14 protein-coding genes are annotated in these 16,487 nt (G+C 62.1%); 3 read left to right on the forward strand and 11 right to left on the reverse strand.

The genetic code is table 11. From position 1 onward, the window contains the following. Positions 1-151: 151 nt before the first annotated feature. The 6 genes from phoB to pstS all read right to left on the reverse strand — a co-directional run bounded on the left by phoB (position 152) and on the right by pstS (position 5,452). On the reverse strand, positions 152-859 hold the full coding sequence (phoB, locus tag EXV95_RS07530; RefSeq protein ID WP_176886384.1) for a phosphate regulon transcriptional regulator PhoB: 708 nt from the start codon (positions 857-859) through the stop codon (positions 152-154). A 19-nt stretch (positions 860-878) separates the two neighbouring features. Further along, positions 879-1,580 carry a phosphate signaling complex protein PhoU gene (gene phoU, locus EXV95_RS07535; RefSeq protein WP_010457902.1) on the reverse strand — a complete coding sequence of 234 codons (702 nt, stop codon included), beginning with the start codon at positions 1,578-1,580 and terminating at the stop codon, positions 879-881. An 11-nt stretch (positions 1,581-1,591) separates the two neighbouring features. Then, positions 1,592-2,374 (reverse strand): phosphate ABC transporter ATP-binding protein PstB, encoded by a 783-nt coding sequence (gene pstB / locus EXV95_RS07540; RefSeq protein WP_055398210.1) that lies wholly within the window; start codon positions 2,372-2,374, stop codon positions 1,592-1,594. Positions 2,375-2,431: 57 nt separating this feature from the next. Beyond that, positions 2,432-3,286 (reverse strand): phosphate ABC transporter permease PstA, encoded by an 855-nt coding sequence (gene pstA / locus EXV95_RS07545; RefSeq protein WP_055398211.1) that lies wholly within the window; start codon positions 3,284-3,286, stop codon positions 2,432-2,434. A gap of 42 nt (positions 3,287-3,328) precedes the next feature. Then, complete coding sequence (gene pstC / locus EXV95_RS07550) at positions 3,329-4,318, reverse strand: phosphate ABC transporter permease subunit PstC (protein ID WP_255484952.1); 990 nt, start codon at positions 4,316-4,318, stop codon at positions 3,329-3,331. Positions 4,319-4,429: 111 nt separating this feature from the next. Further along, positions 4,430-5,452 carry a phosphate ABC transporter substrate-binding protein PstS gene (pstS, locus tag EXV95_RS07555; protein ID WP_055398213.1) on the reverse strand — a complete coding sequence of 341 codons (1,023 nt, stop codon included), beginning with the start codon at positions 5,450-5,452 and terminating at the stop codon, positions 4,430-4,432. A gap of 286 nt (positions 5,453-5,738) precedes the next feature. On the opposite strand from pstS, the gene EXV95_RS07560 reads away from it, so the two are divergent. Continuing rightward, positions 5,739-7,217 (forward strand): Ppx/GppA phosphatase family protein, encoded by a 1,479-nt coding sequence (locus EXV95_RS07560; protein ID WP_176886386.1) that lies wholly within the window; start codon positions 5,739-5,741, stop codon positions 7,215-7,217. Between the two features lie 58 nt (positions 7,218-7,275). Beyond that, entirely contained in the window at positions 7,276-7,809 is a 534-nt protein-coding gene (locus EXV95_RS07565) for a hypothetical protein (protein ID WP_176886387.1), read from the forward strand. A 39-nt stretch (positions 7,810-7,848) separates the two neighbouring features. Here EXV95_RS07565 and EXV95_RS07570 read toward each other — a convergent pair whose 3' ends face one another. The 5 genes from EXV95_RS07570 to EXV95_RS07590 form a co-directional block, all read right to left on the reverse strand. Beyond that, entirely contained in the window at positions 7,849-8,313 is a 465-nt protein-coding gene (locus tag EXV95_RS07570; protein ID WP_176886388.1) for a histidine phosphatase family protein, read from the reverse strand. Continuing rightward, on the reverse strand, positions 8,310-10,370 hold the full coding sequence (gene ppk1 / locus EXV95_RS07575; protein ID WP_228897757.1) for a polyphosphate kinase 1: 2,061 nt from the start codon (positions 10,368-10,370) through the stop codon (positions 8,310-8,312). The genes EXV95_RS07570 and ppk1 overlap by 4 nt, the downstream gene beginning before the upstream one ends. A 147-nt stretch (positions 10,371-10,517) precedes the next feature. Continuing rightward, positions 10,518-11,606 (reverse strand): glycosyltransferase family 1 protein, encoded by a 1,089-nt coding sequence (locus tag EXV95_RS07580; RefSeq protein WP_176888986.1) that lies wholly within the window; start codon positions 11,604-11,606, stop codon positions 10,518-10,520. Further along, positions 11,603-12,427 carry a UDP-2,3-diacylglucosamine diphosphatase gene (locus EXV95_RS07585; protein WP_370460207.1) on the reverse strand — a complete coding sequence of 275 codons (825 nt, stop codon included), beginning with the start codon at positions 12,425-12,427 and terminating at the stop codon, positions 11,603-11,605. Before EXV95_RS07585 ends, EXV95_RS07580 begins: the two co-directional genes overlap by 4 nt. Positions 12,428-12,471: 44 nt before the next feature. After that, complete coding sequence (locus tag EXV95_RS07590; protein WP_055398218.1) at positions 12,472-13,308, reverse strand: GNAT family N-acetyltransferase; 837 nt, start codon at positions 13,306-13,308, stop codon at positions 12,472-12,474. Positions 13,309-13,597: 289 nt separating this feature from the next. Between EXV95_RS07590 and EXV95_RS07595 the strand changes: the two genes are divergently transcribed. Further along, complete coding sequence (locus tag EXV95_RS07595) at positions 13,598-16,480, forward strand: EAL domain-containing protein (protein WP_255485004.1); 2,883 nt, start codon at positions 13,598-13,600, stop codon at positions 16,478-16,480. Positions 16,481-16,487 lie beyond the last annotated feature (7 nt).

Below are 16,487 nucleotides of genomic sequence, written 5' to 3' on the forward strand. Positions count from 1 at the left end.
GAGTTTTTTAGCCGAGCCCGAAAGGCGCGCGAAAACGCCTCGGCTCTAGGCGCAAAGCACAGCCATAGCTCGGGCTATGGCGAGCATTTGCAACGACGAGCCGGGGCGTTTTGGGGTGCAAGGCGGGCATGGATAAAAGACTCTCAGCCTCTCAGGCCTGCAACTGTACCTGGGGCTGGGCGGTGAGCCGGTAGCCCGCGCCACGCACGGTTTCCACCATCACGGAGGCGGCGCCCAGGGCTTCGCGCAACCGCTTGACGTGCACATCCACCGTGCGCTCCTCGATGAAAACATGGTCACCCCACACCTTGTCGAGCAATTGCGAGCGGCTGTGCACACGTTCAGCGTGTTTCATTAGAAAGTGCAGCAGCTTGAACTCGGTGGGGCCCACCTTGAGCGGTTGCCCCTGAAAGGTTACCCGGTAGGTTCCCGCATCCAGAATCAGCTCGCCAATTGTCACGCTGTCGCTGACCTGCTCGGGAGCACGACGGCGCAGCACGGCGCGGATGCGCGCCAGCAGCTCCTGCGTGGAGAACGGCTTGGTGATGTAGTCGTCGGCACCCGCATCGAGCCCGGCGATCTTGTCGGGCTCATCGCCCCGGGCCGTCAACATCAGGATCGGGATCGGCTTGGTGCGGCTGTCCGCACGCCACTTGCGTGCCAGCGACAAGCCGCTTTGCCCCGGCAGCATCCAGTCGAGCAGGATGACATCCGGCAGCACGGCATCCAGCTCGCGCTGGGCCGAGTCACCGTCTTCCGCCCAAAAGGGCTGGAATCCGTTGTGGCGTAGATTGACTGCAATCAACTCGGCAATCGCAGGTTCGTCCTCAACGATGAGGACGCGTGGGAGCTTTCTCATAGTTTTGCCAAAGCTCTTTTTACAGAACGGCTGACTCGATCTCATCGAGGGCAGTGTGGCGCACATCCTTGCCCTTGACCAGATAGATGATCAACTCAGCCACGTTCTTGGAATGGTCGCCGATGCGCTCAATGGCCTTGGCCAGGAACAGCAGATCCAGACTGGGCGAGATGGTGCGCGGGTCTTCCATCATGTAGGTAATGAGCTTGCGCACGAAGCCATCGAACTCCTTGTCGATGAGATCGTCCTCCTTGAGGATGGCCACCGCCGCCTTGACGTCGAGCCGTGCAAACGCATCCAGCGTCTTGCGCAGCTGGCCCGAGGCCAGCTCCGCCGCCACACGCAGGTCGCTTGACGGCAACGAACGCGGGGCACCGCCTTCAATGATGGATCGCACCATGCGCGCCATCTTGTTGGCCTCATCGCCCATGCGCTCCAAATTGGCCGTGGCCTTGGAGAAGGCCAGCAGCAGGCGCAGGTCGCGCGCTGTGGGCTGGCGCCGGGCGATGATGGAGGACAGCTCCTGATCGATCTCGACCTCCATCGCATTGATGCGGGTCTCCATCGAGGCCACCGTCTCCACGGCCTCCAGGCTGAACTGGGACAGCGCATACACCGCCTGGCGGATCTGTGACTCCACCAGACCGCCCATTTCCATGACGCGGGCAGAGACGCTGTTGAGTTCGCTGTCGAACTGGGACGAAAGATGTTTATCGGGCATCTGCTGTCTCCTTAGCCGAAACGGCCGGTGATGTAGTCTTCGGTTTCCTTGCGCTCGGGCTTGAAGAAGATCTGCTCGGTGGCACCGAACTCGATCATTTCGCCCAGGTACATGTAGGCCGTGTAGTCGCTGCAGCGGGCTGCCTGCTGCATGTTGTGCGTCACGATGGCAATCGTGTAGTCGTGCTTGAGTTCGTCGATCAGCTCTTCGATCTTGGCAGTGGACAGCGGGTCCAGCGCCGAGGTGGGCTCGTCAAGCAACAGCACAGAAGGCTTGACCGCCACGCTGCGTGCAATGCACAGGCGCTGCTGCTGTCCGCCGGACAGCGACAAACCGCTTTGGTGCAGCTTGTCCTTCACCTCTGTCCACAAGGCGGCCTTGGACAGCGCCCATTCCACGCGGTCGTCCATCTCGCTTTTGCTCAGGCTTTCGTAGAGCTTCACACCGAAGGCGATGTTGTCGTAGATGGACATGGGAAACGGCGTGGGCTTCTGAAACACCATGCCGATGCGTGCGCGCAGCAGGTTGATATCCTGCTTGGGGTCCAGGATGTCCTGGCCGTAGAAGTTGATGGTGCCTTCGGCACGCTGGCCCGGGTACAGGCTGTACATGCGATTCAAAGTGCGCAGCAGGGTGGACTTGCCACAGCCCGAGGGGCCAATGAAAGCAGTCACCTTATGCTCGGCAATGTTGAGGCTGACGTTGCGCAGCCCCTGAAACTTGCCGTAAAAGAAGCTGAGGTTGCGAAGTTCCAGCGCATTCTTGCTGGGGGTGACGGTAGCGGTGGCGTTCATTGTCAAATCCTGAAAATGGAGGCTGTCTGGGTGGTGTCTGCGTAATTGGCCGACAGGTCAGGCGCGGCTCTTCTCGCGCAGGAAAACCCGCGCCACGATGTTGAGGATCAGCACCGACAACGTGATGAGCAAAGCCCCACCCCAGGCCAGGCGCACCCAGTTTTCGTAGGGGCTCAGGGCAAACTGGAAGATCACCACCGGCAGGTTGGCCATGGGGGCATTCATGTTGGTGCTGAAGAACTGGTTGTTGAGCGCCGTGAACAACAGCGGCGCAGTCTCGCCACTGATGCGGGCCACAGCCAGCAGCAGGCCCGTCATCACGCCGCTGCGCGCAGCACGCAGGGTGACCATGGTGGACACTTTCCAGCGTGGTGCACCCAGTGCAAAAGCAGCCTCGCGCAGACTGCCGGGCACCAGGCGCAGCATGTTCTCGGTGGTACGGACCACCACCGGCACGGCGATCAGCGACAAGGCCAGGCTACCGGCCCAACCTGAGAAGTTGCCGACCGTCGCCACGGCAATGGCATAGACGAACAGGCCCAGCACGATGGAGGGCGCGGACAACATGATGTCGGTCACAAAGCGGGTGAGTTCGGCCGTCTTGCTCTGGTCGCCGTATTCCGCCAGGTACACGCCAGCCAGTACACCAATCGGTGTGGATACCAGCACGGTAAAACCCACCATCATGAGGCTACCGACGATGGCATTGGCCAGCCCGCCGCCTTCCGATCCGGGCGCCGGCGTGGACTGGGTGAACATGTTCCAGTCCAGCGCAGCAAAGCCGTTGGACAGCAGAACGCTCAGGATCCAGAGCAGCACAAACAGACCCAGCACCATCGCACCCAGGGAAAGGGTCAAACCGATGGCGTTGGAGCGCTGGCGCTTTTTGTAGAGTTGTTGGTTGAATTCCATGGAGCTTGTTTCAAAAGAGGTTCATGGTCAGGGCGTGAGGACTCAAAGGCCCTTGGCCTTTTCAGCACGCAGCATCAGGATCTTGGCGGCCGAAAGCACCACGAAGGTGATCACGAACAGCAGGAAACCCAGCGCGAACAACGTGGAAAGGTGGAAGTCGGCAGCTTCACCGAACTCATTGGCCAGCGTGGAGGCAATCGAGGTTCCCGGGGAGAACAGTGAAGTGGGCATGCGGTTGGCATTACCGATCACAAAGGTCACAGCCATCGTCTCCCCCAGAGCGCGGCCCAGACCCAGCATGACCCCGCCAATGACGCCCTTTTGGGTGTAAGGCAGCACCACGCGGCGCACCACTTCCCAAGTCGTGCAGCCTAGGCCATAGGCAGACTCGCGCAGGATGGGCGGGACAATTTCGAACACGTCGCGCATCACTGCTGCCACAAAAGGCAGCACCATGAACGCAAGCACGATACCGGCCGCCAGGATGCCAAAGCCGTTGGTGCTGCCGCCAAACAGAAAGCCCACCAGCGGCATGGAGCCGAGCAGCTTTTGCACCGGCATCTGGAAGTAATCGGCAAACAGCGGGGCAAATACGAACAAACCGAACATGCCGTAGATGATCGAGGGGACGGCCGCCAACAGCTCCACTGCGGTGCCCAGGGGGCGCCGCAGCCAGACCGGGCAGGTTTCCGTCAGAAAAAGGGCAATGCCAAAAGCCAGAGGCACCGCAATCAGCAGCGCAATGCCAGCACTGGCCAGGGTGCCGACGATGGCAATCGCAGCACCGAATTCTTCATTGATGATGTCCCATTCCACGCGCCAGATGAACTGGACACCGAACTTATGGAACGTCGGCCAAGCGTAGATAAACAGAGAGACGATGATCCCCAGCAACGCCGCCAGCACCAGCAGCGAAAGACTTTGGGTCAACCGATGAAAAAAGATGTCCTGAAGACGCTGCCGCCTGGCAATCGATACCATCGACTCCGTAGGGGCGTCCGTCTTTTTGGCGGACCCGGGTTGCGAACTCATGGTGGTTCCCACGCTCATGTTGACTCCCATCTGGCTTCTGGAGATCCCCACAAACCAGCACCCATCGGCCAGCCAAGGCGGCCGATGGGGGGTATTCTGGGGCAGACTGACTTACTTCTTGATCTGCGACCAGACTTTGGAACGGATCTCGGCTGTCAGGCTGTCAGGCAGCGGCACATAGTCCAGCTCCGTGGCCATGCCTTTGCCATTCTTGAACGCCCAGTCAAAGAACTTCAGCACTTCGGCCGATTGGGCCTTGTCTGCAGGGTCCTTGTACATCAGGATGAACGATGCGGTGCTGACGGGCCAGCTCTCTGCACCCTTGGCATTGACCATCGAGATGCCCATGCCTGGGACGCTGAACCAGTCTGCACTGGCTGCGGCTGCGGCAAAGGTCTTGTCATCAGGGCTCACGTACTTGCCGTCAGCGTTTTGGAGCTGCAGGAAGTTCATGTTGTTCTTCTTGACGTAGGCGTATTCCACATAACCTACAGCACCCTTCACCCGGGTCACGTTGGCGGCCACGCCTTCATTGCCCTTGCCACCCACCGACGACGCAGCAGGCCACTTCACGGCAGCGCCCTTGCCCACGGAATCTGCCCATTCCTTGCTGACAGCAGACAGGTAGTCGGTCCAGTTGAACGTGGTGCCCGAACCATCAGCGCGGTGAACCACGGTGATGTTTTGGTCCGGCAAGGTCTTGCCCGGGTTCAGTGCGGCCAGCTTGGCGTCATTCCACTTGGCGATCTTGCCCAGGAAGATTTCTGCTAGCACAGGGCCAGTCACGCGCAACTCGCCGGGCTTGAAGCCTTCCAGGTTGACCACGGGCACCGTACCACCAATGATTGCGGGGAACTGCACCATGCCATCTTTGTCAAGGTCAGCACCTGGCAAGGGGGCATCGGTAGCACCAAAGGCCACGGTCTTGGCGCGAATCTGGCGGATGCCGCCGGAAGAGCCGATGGACTGATAGTTCAGCCCCGTGCCCGTTTCCTTTTTGTAGGCTTCAGCCCACTTGGCGTACATGGGGAACGGGAAGGTTGCGCCAGCGCCGGTGATGTCCGCCGCAAAAGCACTGCCTACAGCCATGGAGGCCAGTGCTACAGCGACGGTTTTGAGAAATGTGCGTTTCATTATTCAGTACCTTTTGGCTAGGGTTGACAGGAACAGGCTGAACTCTAGGGCTCCAAGATGACAATTCAGTGACACAACCCTCCCCCATCCCAACAACTGCAACACAGGCATTCCACCCCCGTCCAACATCAGTAACGTCGTCATTGATTTGTCATACAAGCCGCAGACACTGGCGAAGATCACAGTCTCACGACCAGCCCACCCGCCATCCCGGTGGCAATGCGCGTTGCGCGGGTACACCAGACGCTCGCGGTACCATGCCGAACGAAGCTCCAATCAGAAAAACATGCAGAACGGCACACGCCTCGCCGCAGTCGACCTCGGCTCCAACAGTTTTCGCCTTGAAATCGGGCGTTATGAGTTCGGTCATATCCAGAGGGTGGAATACCTCAAGGAGACCGTGCGGCAGGGCAATGGCCTGGACGAAGACCGCAATCTGACCCGAGACGCCATGGAGCGCGGCTGGGCCTGCCTGGCGCGATTTGGAGAGCGCTTGGCTGGATTTCCGCGCTCGCAGGTCCGCGCCGTGGCCACCCAGACCCTGCGCGAAGCACGCAACCGGGAAGAGTTTCTGTCACGCGGGAGCGAAGTGCTTGGCTATCCCATCGACGTCGTCTCCGGCCCCGAAGAAGCGAGGCTGATCTACCAGGGCGTCGCCCGCCTGCTCCCGCAGTCCGACGAGCGCCGCCTGGTGGTGGACATCGGGGGGCGCTCCACCGAACTCATTTTGGGCCAGCAATTCACGCCCCATGCCGTGGCCTCGTACCGCGTGGGCAGCGTAGCGTGGTCGCAGCGCTACTTTGCCAATGGCGAGTTCACCACGCAGGCGTTCCTGGCTGCCGAAATTGCAGCCAAGGCCGTGCTGGACGAAGCGCTGGAAACCTTCCAGCCAGATGCCTGGGAGGTGGCCTACGGATCATCCGGCACAGCTGGCGCCGTTGGCGATGTGCTTGCAGCTGCGGGCGGCCCCCAAGGCGTCATCACCCGCGAAGGCCTCGACTGGCTGCAGGAACGCCTGCTGCGCGCCCAATCTGCGGATCGCATCCGCCTGGAAGGCCTCAAGGAAGAACGGCGCGCCGTCATTGGCGGAGGGATCAGCGTACTGCGCGCCGTGTTTGATCTGCTGGACATCGAGCAGATGCAGGTGGCCCAGGGCGCCTTGCGCCAAGGCGCACTCTACGATCTGCTGGACCGCGAACAACCCGGAACCGACCTGCGCACCGCCACCGTGAACGGCCTGATGCAGCGGTTTGGCGTGGACATGGAGCACGCGGAACGGGTTGCGCGCACGGCTTGTACGCTGTTTGACCAGGCTACGCCTTTTGGAAGTGAGCGAGCATCGCGCAAGCTCGACTGGGCGGCCCGGCTTCACGAAATTGGTTGCCTGATATCCCATAGCGATTCCCACCGCCATGGCGCCTACATCCTCGACAACACCGATGCAGCCGGATTTGCAGTCCCCGAACTGCACCGCTTGGGCATCTTGGTTCAAGGCCAGCGCGGCAAGGTCCGCAAGCTGGAAGCGGACCTGCAAGACCCCGTCTTCGTGCTTCAACTGCTGAGCATGCGGCTGGCTGTGGCACTGTGCCACGCCCGCCGCGACCCCGACACCCAGGGCTTGTCACTGCAGACTCAAGGCCACCGTTTCATTCTGAAAGCCCGCGCTGGCTGGGCTACGGCGTTTCCGCAATCTGCACACCTGCTGCGCGAAGAAATCCAGGCATGGCAGAAGACCCCTTGGGAACTGGTGGTTGACCTTCCATGAGCATTGGCAATAAACTATATAAACTGTTTATACCGTTTACTGAAAGAGTTTGTTTGCCATGACCACTTCAAGCCCCGCCCTGCCCGCAGCCCCATCGCCCAGCCCCGCCCCCACCACTGCGGCAAAGTCGGTCAAGCCGGCTGCGGTGGCCACGAAGGCTCCCGCCAAAACGGCTGCTGTCGCCAAGCAACCCCAAAAAGCAGCCACAAAGCCTGCCTCGGCTTCCAAGAAAAAGGCGTCCACCGCCACGCCAGTGACACCGAAATTGGCCAAGGCCCCCGCCGCGCCAGCAGCCGCCCGGGATACCAAGGCCAAGAAGCCCAAGCTGGTGCGCGACAGTTTCACTATTCCCAAAGATGAATACGCGGTCATAGAAACCCTGAAGCAGCGCTCGGCTGCTCTCGCCCAGCCCGTGAAGAAAAGCGAGCTGTTGCGCGCGGGCCTGAAGGTCCTGGTCGCCATGTCTGACGCCGCCCTGCGTAGCGCGGTACAGGCAGTACCTTCCATCAAGACAGGTCGCCCCAAGGCGGAAGCGGCGCCTGCGGTTCCGGCGCCCGCCACCAAGGCGTCGACCAAAGCCTCGCGCAAGTAACCCCAGTTGCGCCGAGGCATACCCTCGGCACAACAGGACTCAAAGAAACTCGGGGGACTGGACGGTGATCAACAAGGTCTGGCTCTGGTCCAGCCGCTGCCGCTGCCTCAACCACCAGACAGCTCCCTTGCGCACAGCGCATTCCGAAGCCTGCAGCCCCATTAGCTGCGCAATGGTCTGGCCCAGCATGGGTTGATGGCCCACAACCAGCACCGTCCCCTTGGCGCGCGGCCACTGCACAAGGTCCAGCAGATCTTGCGGCGTTCCACCAGGTAGCAGCTCGGCGCGCATCTTGAACTTGCGCCCCAGGGCGTTGGCCGTTTGCTCGGTGCGCCGGGCCGGACTGGCAAGTACGCGCAAGCCCTCGGGCAATTGCCTGTCCAGCCAGGCCGCCATGCGCGCTGCCTGCTTTTCCCCGCGCGACGTCAAGGCCCTCGCCAGATCATCGCCCGCCTCTGCGAACTCCTCTGCCTCCGCATGGCGCCACAGGATGAGGTCCATCATGCCGCCCCCTGGTCCATGCGCGTCCCCGACGGGGCTGGACCGTAGCGAACCATTAAAGCGTTCTGGGCGCCCAACCCATCCTGCGGACGGGGGGCTCGGCTGTAGGAGCCGTCAGCGTTCAGCGTCCATGCATCCCGGTCGTCATGCAAATAGGCGACCAAGCACTCGTCCACAATCTGTTGCCGCAGGCGCGGGTCTGTCACAGGCCAGGCCAACTCCACACGCCGCATCATGTTGCGGTTCATCCAGTCGGCGCTGGAAAGGTACAGATCTTCCTCCCCCCCGCTGCGGAAGTAGAAGACACGTGTGTGCTCCAGGAAGCGGCCGATCACCGAACGTACACGGATGTTGTCGGTCACCCCAGGCACTTGGGCTGCCAGCATGCAAGCTCCCCGCACGATGAGATCAATGCGCGCACCGCGCTGGCCGGCCACGATCAGAGCACGCATCAGGGCCTCGTCGGTCAGGGCATTCATCTTGGCCACGATCCGCGCATCCTCTCCCCGGCTGGCCGCCAGACCCACTTGTTCGATTTTCTCCAGCATTCGCCGGTGCAGATGGAACGGCGCCAGCATCAGCTTGCGCAGCTTGGGCGGGCGGTTCTGGCTCGCAAGGTGATTGAACACCCCGTCCATGTCGGCCGTGGTTTCTTCATCGGCCGTAAGGTAACTCAGATCGGTATAAAGCCGTGCAGTACGTACGTTGTAGTTGCCCGTCGATAGGTGCCCGTAGCGCCGCAGTTTTCGCCCTTCCCTGCGCGTAACCAGCAGCATCTTGGCGTGCGTCTTGAGACCCACTACGCCGTAGACCACCTGGGCGCCAATCGACTCCAGGGCCTCGGCCCAGTTGATATTGGCCTCTTCATCAAAGCGCGCCTTGAGTTCCACCACCGCCATGACCTCTTTGCCACGGCGTACGGCCTCGGTGAGCAGGTCCATGAGTTCGGAGTCCGCGCCGGTACGGTAGATGGTCTGTTTGATGACAAGCACATCAGGGTCATTGACGGCTTCACGCAAAAAGGCAAGTAGCCCGTCAAAACTCTCGAACGGCTGGTGGATCAGCACATCGTGCTTGCGCAGTTGTTCCAGGATGGACACGCCGGATTGCAGCTGCCGGGGCCACGCGGAATTCCAGGGTGGAAAGAGCAGTTCCGGCGCATCCACCAGATCCACCAGTTGCGTCAAACGCACCAGGTTCACAGGGCCATGCACCCGGTACAAGGCAGCGGCCGGCAAAGCAAACTGCGCCAACAGAAAATCCGACAAAAACTGCGAACACCCGGAGGACACCTCCAGCCGTACCGCCTGCCCATAGTGCCGGTGTTGCAAACCCTGGCGAAGGGCAGTCCGCAGATTTCGCACATCCTCTTCGTCCAGTGCCAAATCGGAATGGCGCGTCACGCGAAACTGAGAGAACTCCGTGACCTCCCGTCCCGGGAAAAGATCCTCCAGATGCGCGCGAACAATACTGGAGAGGCTCACGAAAAGGGCCTCCCCAGGCGCCACGCGGGCCGGCATGCGGATCAACCTTGGCAGCGCACGCGGCACCTTGACGATGGCGATCTCATTCTCCCTGCCGAAAGCGTCGTGGCCCTTCAGGCGAACAATGAAGTTCAGCGATTTGTTGGCCACCTGTGGAAAGGGATGGGCCGGATCCAGCCCCACCGGAATCAGCAGTGGCCGGACCTCGTTCACAAAATAGTCGTGGACCCAGCGCTTTTGGGCGGGTGATCGCTCGCCATACCCCACAATGCGAATCCCGTGCGCGGCAAACGCAGGCACCAGGGACTCGTTGTACAGCGCGTATTGCCGCTCCACCAGGCTGTGTATTTTGGCGGCCATGGCTTCGAACGATGCCGTCGAATAGAGCCCTTTGGTCTCACCTTTCTGCGCAGCGGTAATGTGCGGCGCAGCACGGACCTCAAAAAATTCGTCGAGATTGGAAGACACGATGCACAGGTATCGCAACCGTTCCAACAGTGGCACATCCGGCCTCACAGCCCAGTCGAAAACACGCTCGTTGAAAGCCAGGATGCTGTGATCCCTGTCCAGAAACATGTGAGGGGGCGCGCTGGCGGACTGTGAGAATCCTCCGCTCGTACCACTGTCCGGCGACAGGGAGGCGTTGGCATGCACGAGAGCATCATCGGAAGGCAAAGGCAACATGGGTACGCAAACGCGGCTAGTGCAAGATGGCAGCAGTATTTAACGCCCAGATGACAAAGATGTGACAGATTTTGTGACAGTCACACGAGACGAGCCCTGCGCTTGGGTGGGAACCAGATACTGCTCGAACAGCCGGGCGGCATGCGCCCAGGTGAAGTCGAGTGCCCGTGCGCGCGCTTCAGACCGGGGTATCGCCAGTGCCTGCTGGCTTGCCATGAGCAAATCGTTGTGCAGCACGCCCCCTCTGGGCGGCTGACCTGAATGCGCCCCCAGCACCTCCATCGGGCCGTCCTCAGGGTAGGCGGCCACTGGCGTCCCGCAGGCCATTGCCTCCAGCATGACCAAGCCGAAGGTTTCTGACCGGCTGGGAAACACGAAAACATCCGCAGTCGCATACACCTGCGCCAGCGCGGCACGGTCCAGGATGCCTAGCCAACGGACCTGCGGATACTTGGCCTTGAGGCGAGCTTCCAGTGGACCGACCCCGCACACCACCTTGGAGCCTGGTATGTCCAGCTGGAGGAAAGCTTCGATGTTTTTCTCGTACGAAATCCGCCCGACATACAAGGAGACGGGGTGCGCCAAAGCACCCGTGAGCGGGCTCTGGATGGTTGCACCGTGAAACGGAAAAGCCCGTGTGTCCACCCCATGGGTCCATGGGCGTAGATTGCGAAAGCCCCGTCGCTCCAGCATCTGCAAAACACCTTGCGTGGGCACCATCACCCCCGAAGATGGCCGGTGAAAATGCCGGAACAGCGCATACCCCCATCGCAGCGGCACGCGCAGCGCTGCATGCAGTATTTCCGGAAATCGCGTGTGAAAAGCGGTAGTAAATGCCAACCCCTTGCGCAGGCAATAGCGGCGCCCCGCCCAACCCAGCGGCCCTTCGGTGGCAAGGTGAATGGCATCGGGTTTCATCGCGTCCAGCATCGTCGTCACCCGCTTCGCCGGGCGCACAGCCAAGTCGATGCCAGGATAGCCAGGGCATGGGCGGGTTGCGAACTGGCCGGGGTGCAGCACCTGCACCTCGTGCCCGGCCGCCTCAAGCTCCTGCACTAGTTCCAGCAAGGTGGTGACCACCCCATTGACCTGGGGCAGCCAGGCGTCTGTCAACAAGGCAATTTTCATACAACGGCAGCCGACTCGGACCGGGAAATATTGGCGACAGGAGAAGCCGGCCACTGCAACAGTTCCAGCCTGCCGTCCATGTGCTCGACCAAGGCGGTGTGGCTTTCCACCCAGTCGCCGTCATTGCAGTAAAGCGTCCCACCGATCTCGCGCATCTCGGCACGGTGGATATGGCCGCACACGACGCCGTCATGCCCCCTGCGGCGGGCCTCGGCCGCAACAGCCACCTCAAAGTCGGTGACGTAGTTCAGGGCCTTTTTGACCTTGCCTTTCAGGTAAGCCGACAAAGACCAGTAGGGCAGGCCCATGCGGGCGCGCAGGGTGTTGAGGTACCGGTTGAGCTTGAGCGTGAATTCATAAAGGTTGTCGCCCAGATACGCCAGCCACTTGGCGCACTGGATGACTCCATCAAAATGGTCGCCGTGCGTGACCCAGAGGCTGCGGCCATCCGCCGTGGTGTGCACCGCATCGGCCCGCACCTCAATGCCTCCAAACGAGTGGCCGACGAACGCGCGGGCAAATTCGTCATGGTTGCCCGGCACAAACACCACCCTGCACCCCTTGCGCGCACGGCGCAGCAGCTTTTGCACCACATCATTGTGGGCCTGTGGCCAGAACCACTTGCGGCGCAGTTGCCAGCCATCGACGATGTCGCCCACAAGGTAGAGGTGATCGCTGGGGTGGTACTTGAGAAAGTCCAGCAGCGCAACCGCCTGGCAACCCGGCGTGCCCAGATGCAGATCAGAAATAAAGACCGCGCGGTACCGACGATGGCCGGCGGCTGAGGCATGTGCGTCTTCGGCCGCGTCCTCGTGGCCCATGGATGGCTCCATCCAGGGTCCCAGGGCATCGAATGCGGCGCGCATCAGGCCCCCAGAAAATGCTTGCGATAGCGAGGATGCAGGTCCGCCAGGCGCATCAGCATCGGCAGGTCTGCCGTGTTGAAGTCTGGATCCCAAGCCGGCGCGCCCAGCACGCGGGCCCCGAGCCGCAGGTAGCCTTTGATCAGCGCCGGTGGCTCCACCGTGATGGATCCGTCGAGTTGCTCCACAGGCAAGGGCAAACGGGGAAGCACGTGGTATTCGATGGGGGCAAGGTGTGTCTTTCGCACCTGCTGCCAGATGCTGGCGGCCGCATCGCCGCTGACAACACCGTTGTGAAGCATGGGGATGCTTGCGCAACCGATCATCGTGTCCAACTGGTTGCGCACCATAAAGTCCGCCAGCGCGCTCCACAAAGCCATGATCACGCCGCCGTGGCGGTGGTCGGGGTGCACACAGCTGCGCCCCAATTCCACCATGCGAGGGCGCAGCGACCGCAGCCGCGTCAGGTCAAACTCGGTATCGCTGTAGGTACCGCCGACGCGCCGGGCCTGGGCCGGAGTGAGCACCCTGTAAGTCCCAATGACTTGCTGGCTCTGGACATCGCGCACCAACAAGTGCTCGCAGTAATCGTCAAAAAGGTCCACGTCATGGCCCGCAATGGGGGTCGTCAATCGAGCGCCCATTTCCGCCGCAAACACGTCGAACCGGAGCCGCTGCGCCTGGCGCACTTCATCTTCATGGCGCGCCCAGGCCACCTGAATAGCGCCGCGTTCCGGCATCGGATGCGCAGCACCCGTCAAAGCGCCCACCCCTTGAAGCACTCTCGGGGAAGCAACTTCGGCAGACAGCGGTGGTGTCAAGGTGGGCAGTTCGTTCATGGTGCAACATCTCCTTGCATGAGGATGGGTTGGGCTGAAGGCACCAACCATGGCCGGGAATCTTTTTTCCCTGCGAGCAAGTGTGGAATTGGGACGTGACGTCGCCATGTCGGAGGCGTGTCAATGCCGTGACAGCCGTTCACGCAGAAGCACCAACGCTCGCCATCGTGCGGACTGCATAATTGATTCAGGAACCCGCACCGTGCATGCCCCCTCCCCCGCTCGCCCCCGGAGCCCTGTCACGGGCCCGCTGGTCGTGTTTGTTCTCGCGGCGCTGTGCGCAGGGGTGATGGTGTGGGCGCTGGAGCGCCAGGAGCATGCGCAACAGCGCACCCAGGTGGCGGACATGGCTGGCGACCATGTGCAGGCCCTGCAACGCGCCATCGAGCTGGCCCTGTCGGCCAACAACGCCCTGGTGGCCCTCGTGCGCCAGGGAAAAGGCCAGGTAACGCAGTTTGAAGAGATCGGCACCCAGATGCTGCCGTTCTATCCGGGCATCGCCGCCATGGGGCTGTCACCCAACGGGGTGGTCAGGCACGTAGTTCCGCGCCAGGGCAACGAAAACTCCATCGGCTTCGATCAGCTCAACGACCCACGCCAAGGCCCCGAATCCGCCAGGGCACGGGAATCAGGCCGACTGACCCTGGCCGGCCCCATGGAACTGGTGCAAGGTGGCTTGGGAGTGGTGGGGCGCCAGCCTGTTTATCTGGAAGACACACAGGGCCACCGTGCCTTTTGGGGCTTTACCTACGTCACCATCCGATTGCCCGAGGTGCTGGCAGCCGCCCGACTGCCGCAATTGACCCAGCGGGGATACCACTACAGGTTGTGGCGCATCCGGCCCGACACGGGGGAAGAGCAGACGATCGCAGCCTCGACCCCACCCGCTGGCCCCGATGCCGTGGGCCGTTCATTGACGCTGCCCAACGGACAATGGACGTTGAGCCTGGTCCCCATCAAAGGCTGGGGAGACCCGGGCGTGCTGGCCATGCGATGCGCGGTGGCCTTGCTGTTTGCGCTGCTGATGACCTACCTCGCCCGGCTGCTTTTCGAGCTGAAGGCGCATGAGCGCGGTCTGGCCTACCAGGTGGCGCAGCGCACCTCCGAGATCCAGGCCACCCAGCAGCAGTTGCGCGCCACCATCGATGCCATCCCGGACCCGCTTTTCGAGCTTGACCTGAACGGCCTGTACTGCAGCGTGCACAGTCAGCGCGCTGAGTTGCTCATGGCACCCGCAGACATGCTGGTCGGGCACAACGTGACCGAGGTACTGCCTGCGGTGGCCGCACTGTCGGTGATGGACGTGCTGAACGAAGCCCACGCCCAGGGCTGGTCCACCGGTCGGCAGATCGTGCTTGATCTGCCCAGTCTGGGCGCCACCTGGTTTGAGTTGTCTGCGGCGCGCAAGGCCACCTCCCCCAGCGCAAAGCCCAGGTTCATTGTGCTGTCGCGCGACATCACCGAACGCAAGCGGTCCCAGGAGCAGTTGCAGCTCACCGCCCAGGTGTTTGACCAGAGCAGTGAAGCCATCGTGATTGCCGACGCGGCGCATACCATCGTGCGCATCAACCGTGCATTCACACGGATCACCGGGTACACGGAAGCCGAAGCGGTAGGACAGTCGGTGCGTCTGCTCACGGTCGCCGGAGCCGACGATCACTTCCACACCGATACCGTCTACGCACAGTTGCCGCAGGGCGGAAGCTGGGAGGGCGAGGCCTGGGGGCGCCGCAAGGATGCATCCACCTACCCGCAGTGGCTGTCGGTCAGCAGCGTGCGAGACGGCAATGGCGTTGTCACGCATTCCATCACGCTGTTCCGCGACATCACCCAGCAGCGAGAGGCCCAGGACCGCATTCAACGGCTGGCCCACTTCGACCCGCTCACCAGCCTTCCCAACCGCGCGCTCCTGGCGGAACGCGCCCACCGCCACATTGCCGACGAGCAGGCGCGCGGCGGTACGCTGGCCATGCTGTTTCTGGACCTGGACCACTTCAAGAACGTCAATGATTCGCTGGGCCACAGAATCGGCGACATCCTGCTCGTGGCTGTCGCACAAAGGCTTCAGTCTCTCCTGAGGCCCCAGGACACGGTTTCGCGCCTGGGTGGGGACGAATTCCTGCTGCTGCTCCCCGCCACTTCCGCCGCTGCCGCCGCCGACATGGCCACGCAGCTGCTGGCCGCCGTGGCCCAGCCCTTCCAGATTGACCCCTACGAACTCACCACCACCTTGTCGGTCGGCATTGCGATGTACCCGGCCGACGGGGAATCGTTCGACACGCTGTACCAGCGGGCAGACGCCGCCATGTACCGTGCCAAGCAGAACGGACGCAACCGGTACGGATTCTTCACCGCCGATCTTGAAGCCCGCACCGCCCGTGCCCTCCAGATCGAAAATGCGCTGCGCCGTGCGCTGGAGCGCAACCAGTTTGAGCTGCACTACCAGCCGCAGGTCTCGCTCACCACGCGCCAGGTGGTGGGTGCCGAAGCCCTGCTGCGCTGGCGCCATCCCGAACTGGGCCTGGTGTCGCCAGCCGAGTTCATCCCCGTGGCCGAGAGCAGCGGCATGATCGTGGCAATTGGCGAATGGGTCATCCACACAGCGGTGAGGGACACCAAACGCTGGCTGGATCTGCACCTACCCCTGCGGGCCGTTTCCGTGAACGTTTCCGCCGTGCAATTCAGGCACCCCCAGTTGCCCGAGATGGTGACCCGCTGCCTGGAACAGGCTGGCCTGCCAGCCCGCAGGCTGGAGCTGGAGCTGACGGAGGGTGCCGCCGTGGACGATCCCGCCGCCGCACTGGCGATGATGGACCAGCTGCACGACCGGGGCGTGCGCCTGTCGATGGATGACTTTGGCACTGGGTACTCATCGCTGAGCTACCTCAAGCGTTTTCAGATCTACAAACTCAAGATCGACCAATCGTTTGTACGCGACCTCGAAGAGGATGCCAACGACCGCGCCATCGTGAGCGCCATCATCCGCATGGCGCAGGCGCTGGGTATGCAAACCACGGCAGAGGGGGTGGAGACCGACGGGCAGCTCGAATTTCTGCGTGCGCAGGGCTGCGACGAAGCGCAGGGCTTTTACTTCAGTCGCCCCCTGCCCGCGGATGCCTTCGAGGCCTACTTGCGCCAGCAGCAGGAGCAGCAGTCGTCGTCGTCAGGCTAGGCACTTG

The organism is Acidovorax sp. JMULE5 (assembly GCF_013376875.1).
Lineage (GTDB): Bacteria > Pseudomonadota > Gammaproteobacteria > Burkholderiales > Burkholderiaceae_C > Acidovorax > Acidovorax facilis.

Coding starts and splice junctions, on each gene's coding strand:
- pstC (WP_255484952.1), bottom strand. CDS start 4,318: ATGAGTTCGCAACCCGGGTCCGCCAAAAAGACGGACGCCCCTACGGAG.
- EXV95_RS07580 (WP_176888986.1), bottom strand. CDS start 11,606: ATGAAAATTGCCTTGTTGACAGACGCCTGGCTGCCCCAGGTCAATGGG.
- pstA (WP_055398211.1), bottom strand. CDS start 3,286: ATGGAATTCAACCAACAACTCTACAAAAAGCGCCAGCGCTCCAACGCC.
- ppk1 (WP_228897757.1), bottom strand. CDS start 10,370: ATGTTTCTGGACAGGGATCACAGCATCCTGGCTTTCAACGAGCGTGTT.
- EXV95_RS07590 (WP_055398218.1), bottom strand. CDS start 13,308: ATGAACGAACTGCCCACCTTGACACCACCGCTGTCTGCCGAAGTTGCT.
- EXV95_RS07585 (WP_370460207.1), bottom strand. CDS start 12,427: ATGGGCCACGAGGACGCGGCCGAAGACGCACATGCCTCAGCCGCCGGC.
- EXV95_RS07570 (WP_176886388.1), bottom strand. CDS start 8,313: ATGATGGACCTCATCCTGTGGCGCCATGCGGAGGCAGAGGAGTTCGCA.
- EXV95_RS07595 (WP_255485004.1), top strand. CDS start 13,598: ATGGTGTGGGCGCTGGAGCGCCAGGAGCATGCGCAACAGCGCACCCAG.
- phoB (WP_176886384.1), bottom strand. CDS start 859: ATGAGAAAGCTCCCACGCGTCCTCATCGTTGAGGACGAACCTGCGATT.
- phoU (WP_010457902.1), bottom strand. CDS start 1,580: ATGCCCGATAAACATCTTTCGTCCCAGTTCGACAGCGAACTCAACAGC.
- EXV95_RS07560 (WP_176886386.1), top strand. CDS start 5,739: ATGCAGAACGGCACACGCCTCGCCGCAGTCGACCTCGGCTCCAACAGT.
- pstS (WP_055398213.1), bottom strand. CDS start 5,452: ATGAAACGCACATTTCTCAAAACCGTCGCTGTAGCACTGGCCTCCATG.
- EXV95_RS07565 (WP_176886387.1), top strand. CDS start 7,276: ATGACCACTTCAAGCCCCGCCCTGCCCGCAGCCCCATCGCCCAGCCCC.
- pstB (WP_055398210.1), bottom strand. CDS start 2,374: ATGAACGCCACCGCTACCGTCACCCCCAGCAAGAATGCGCTGGAACTT.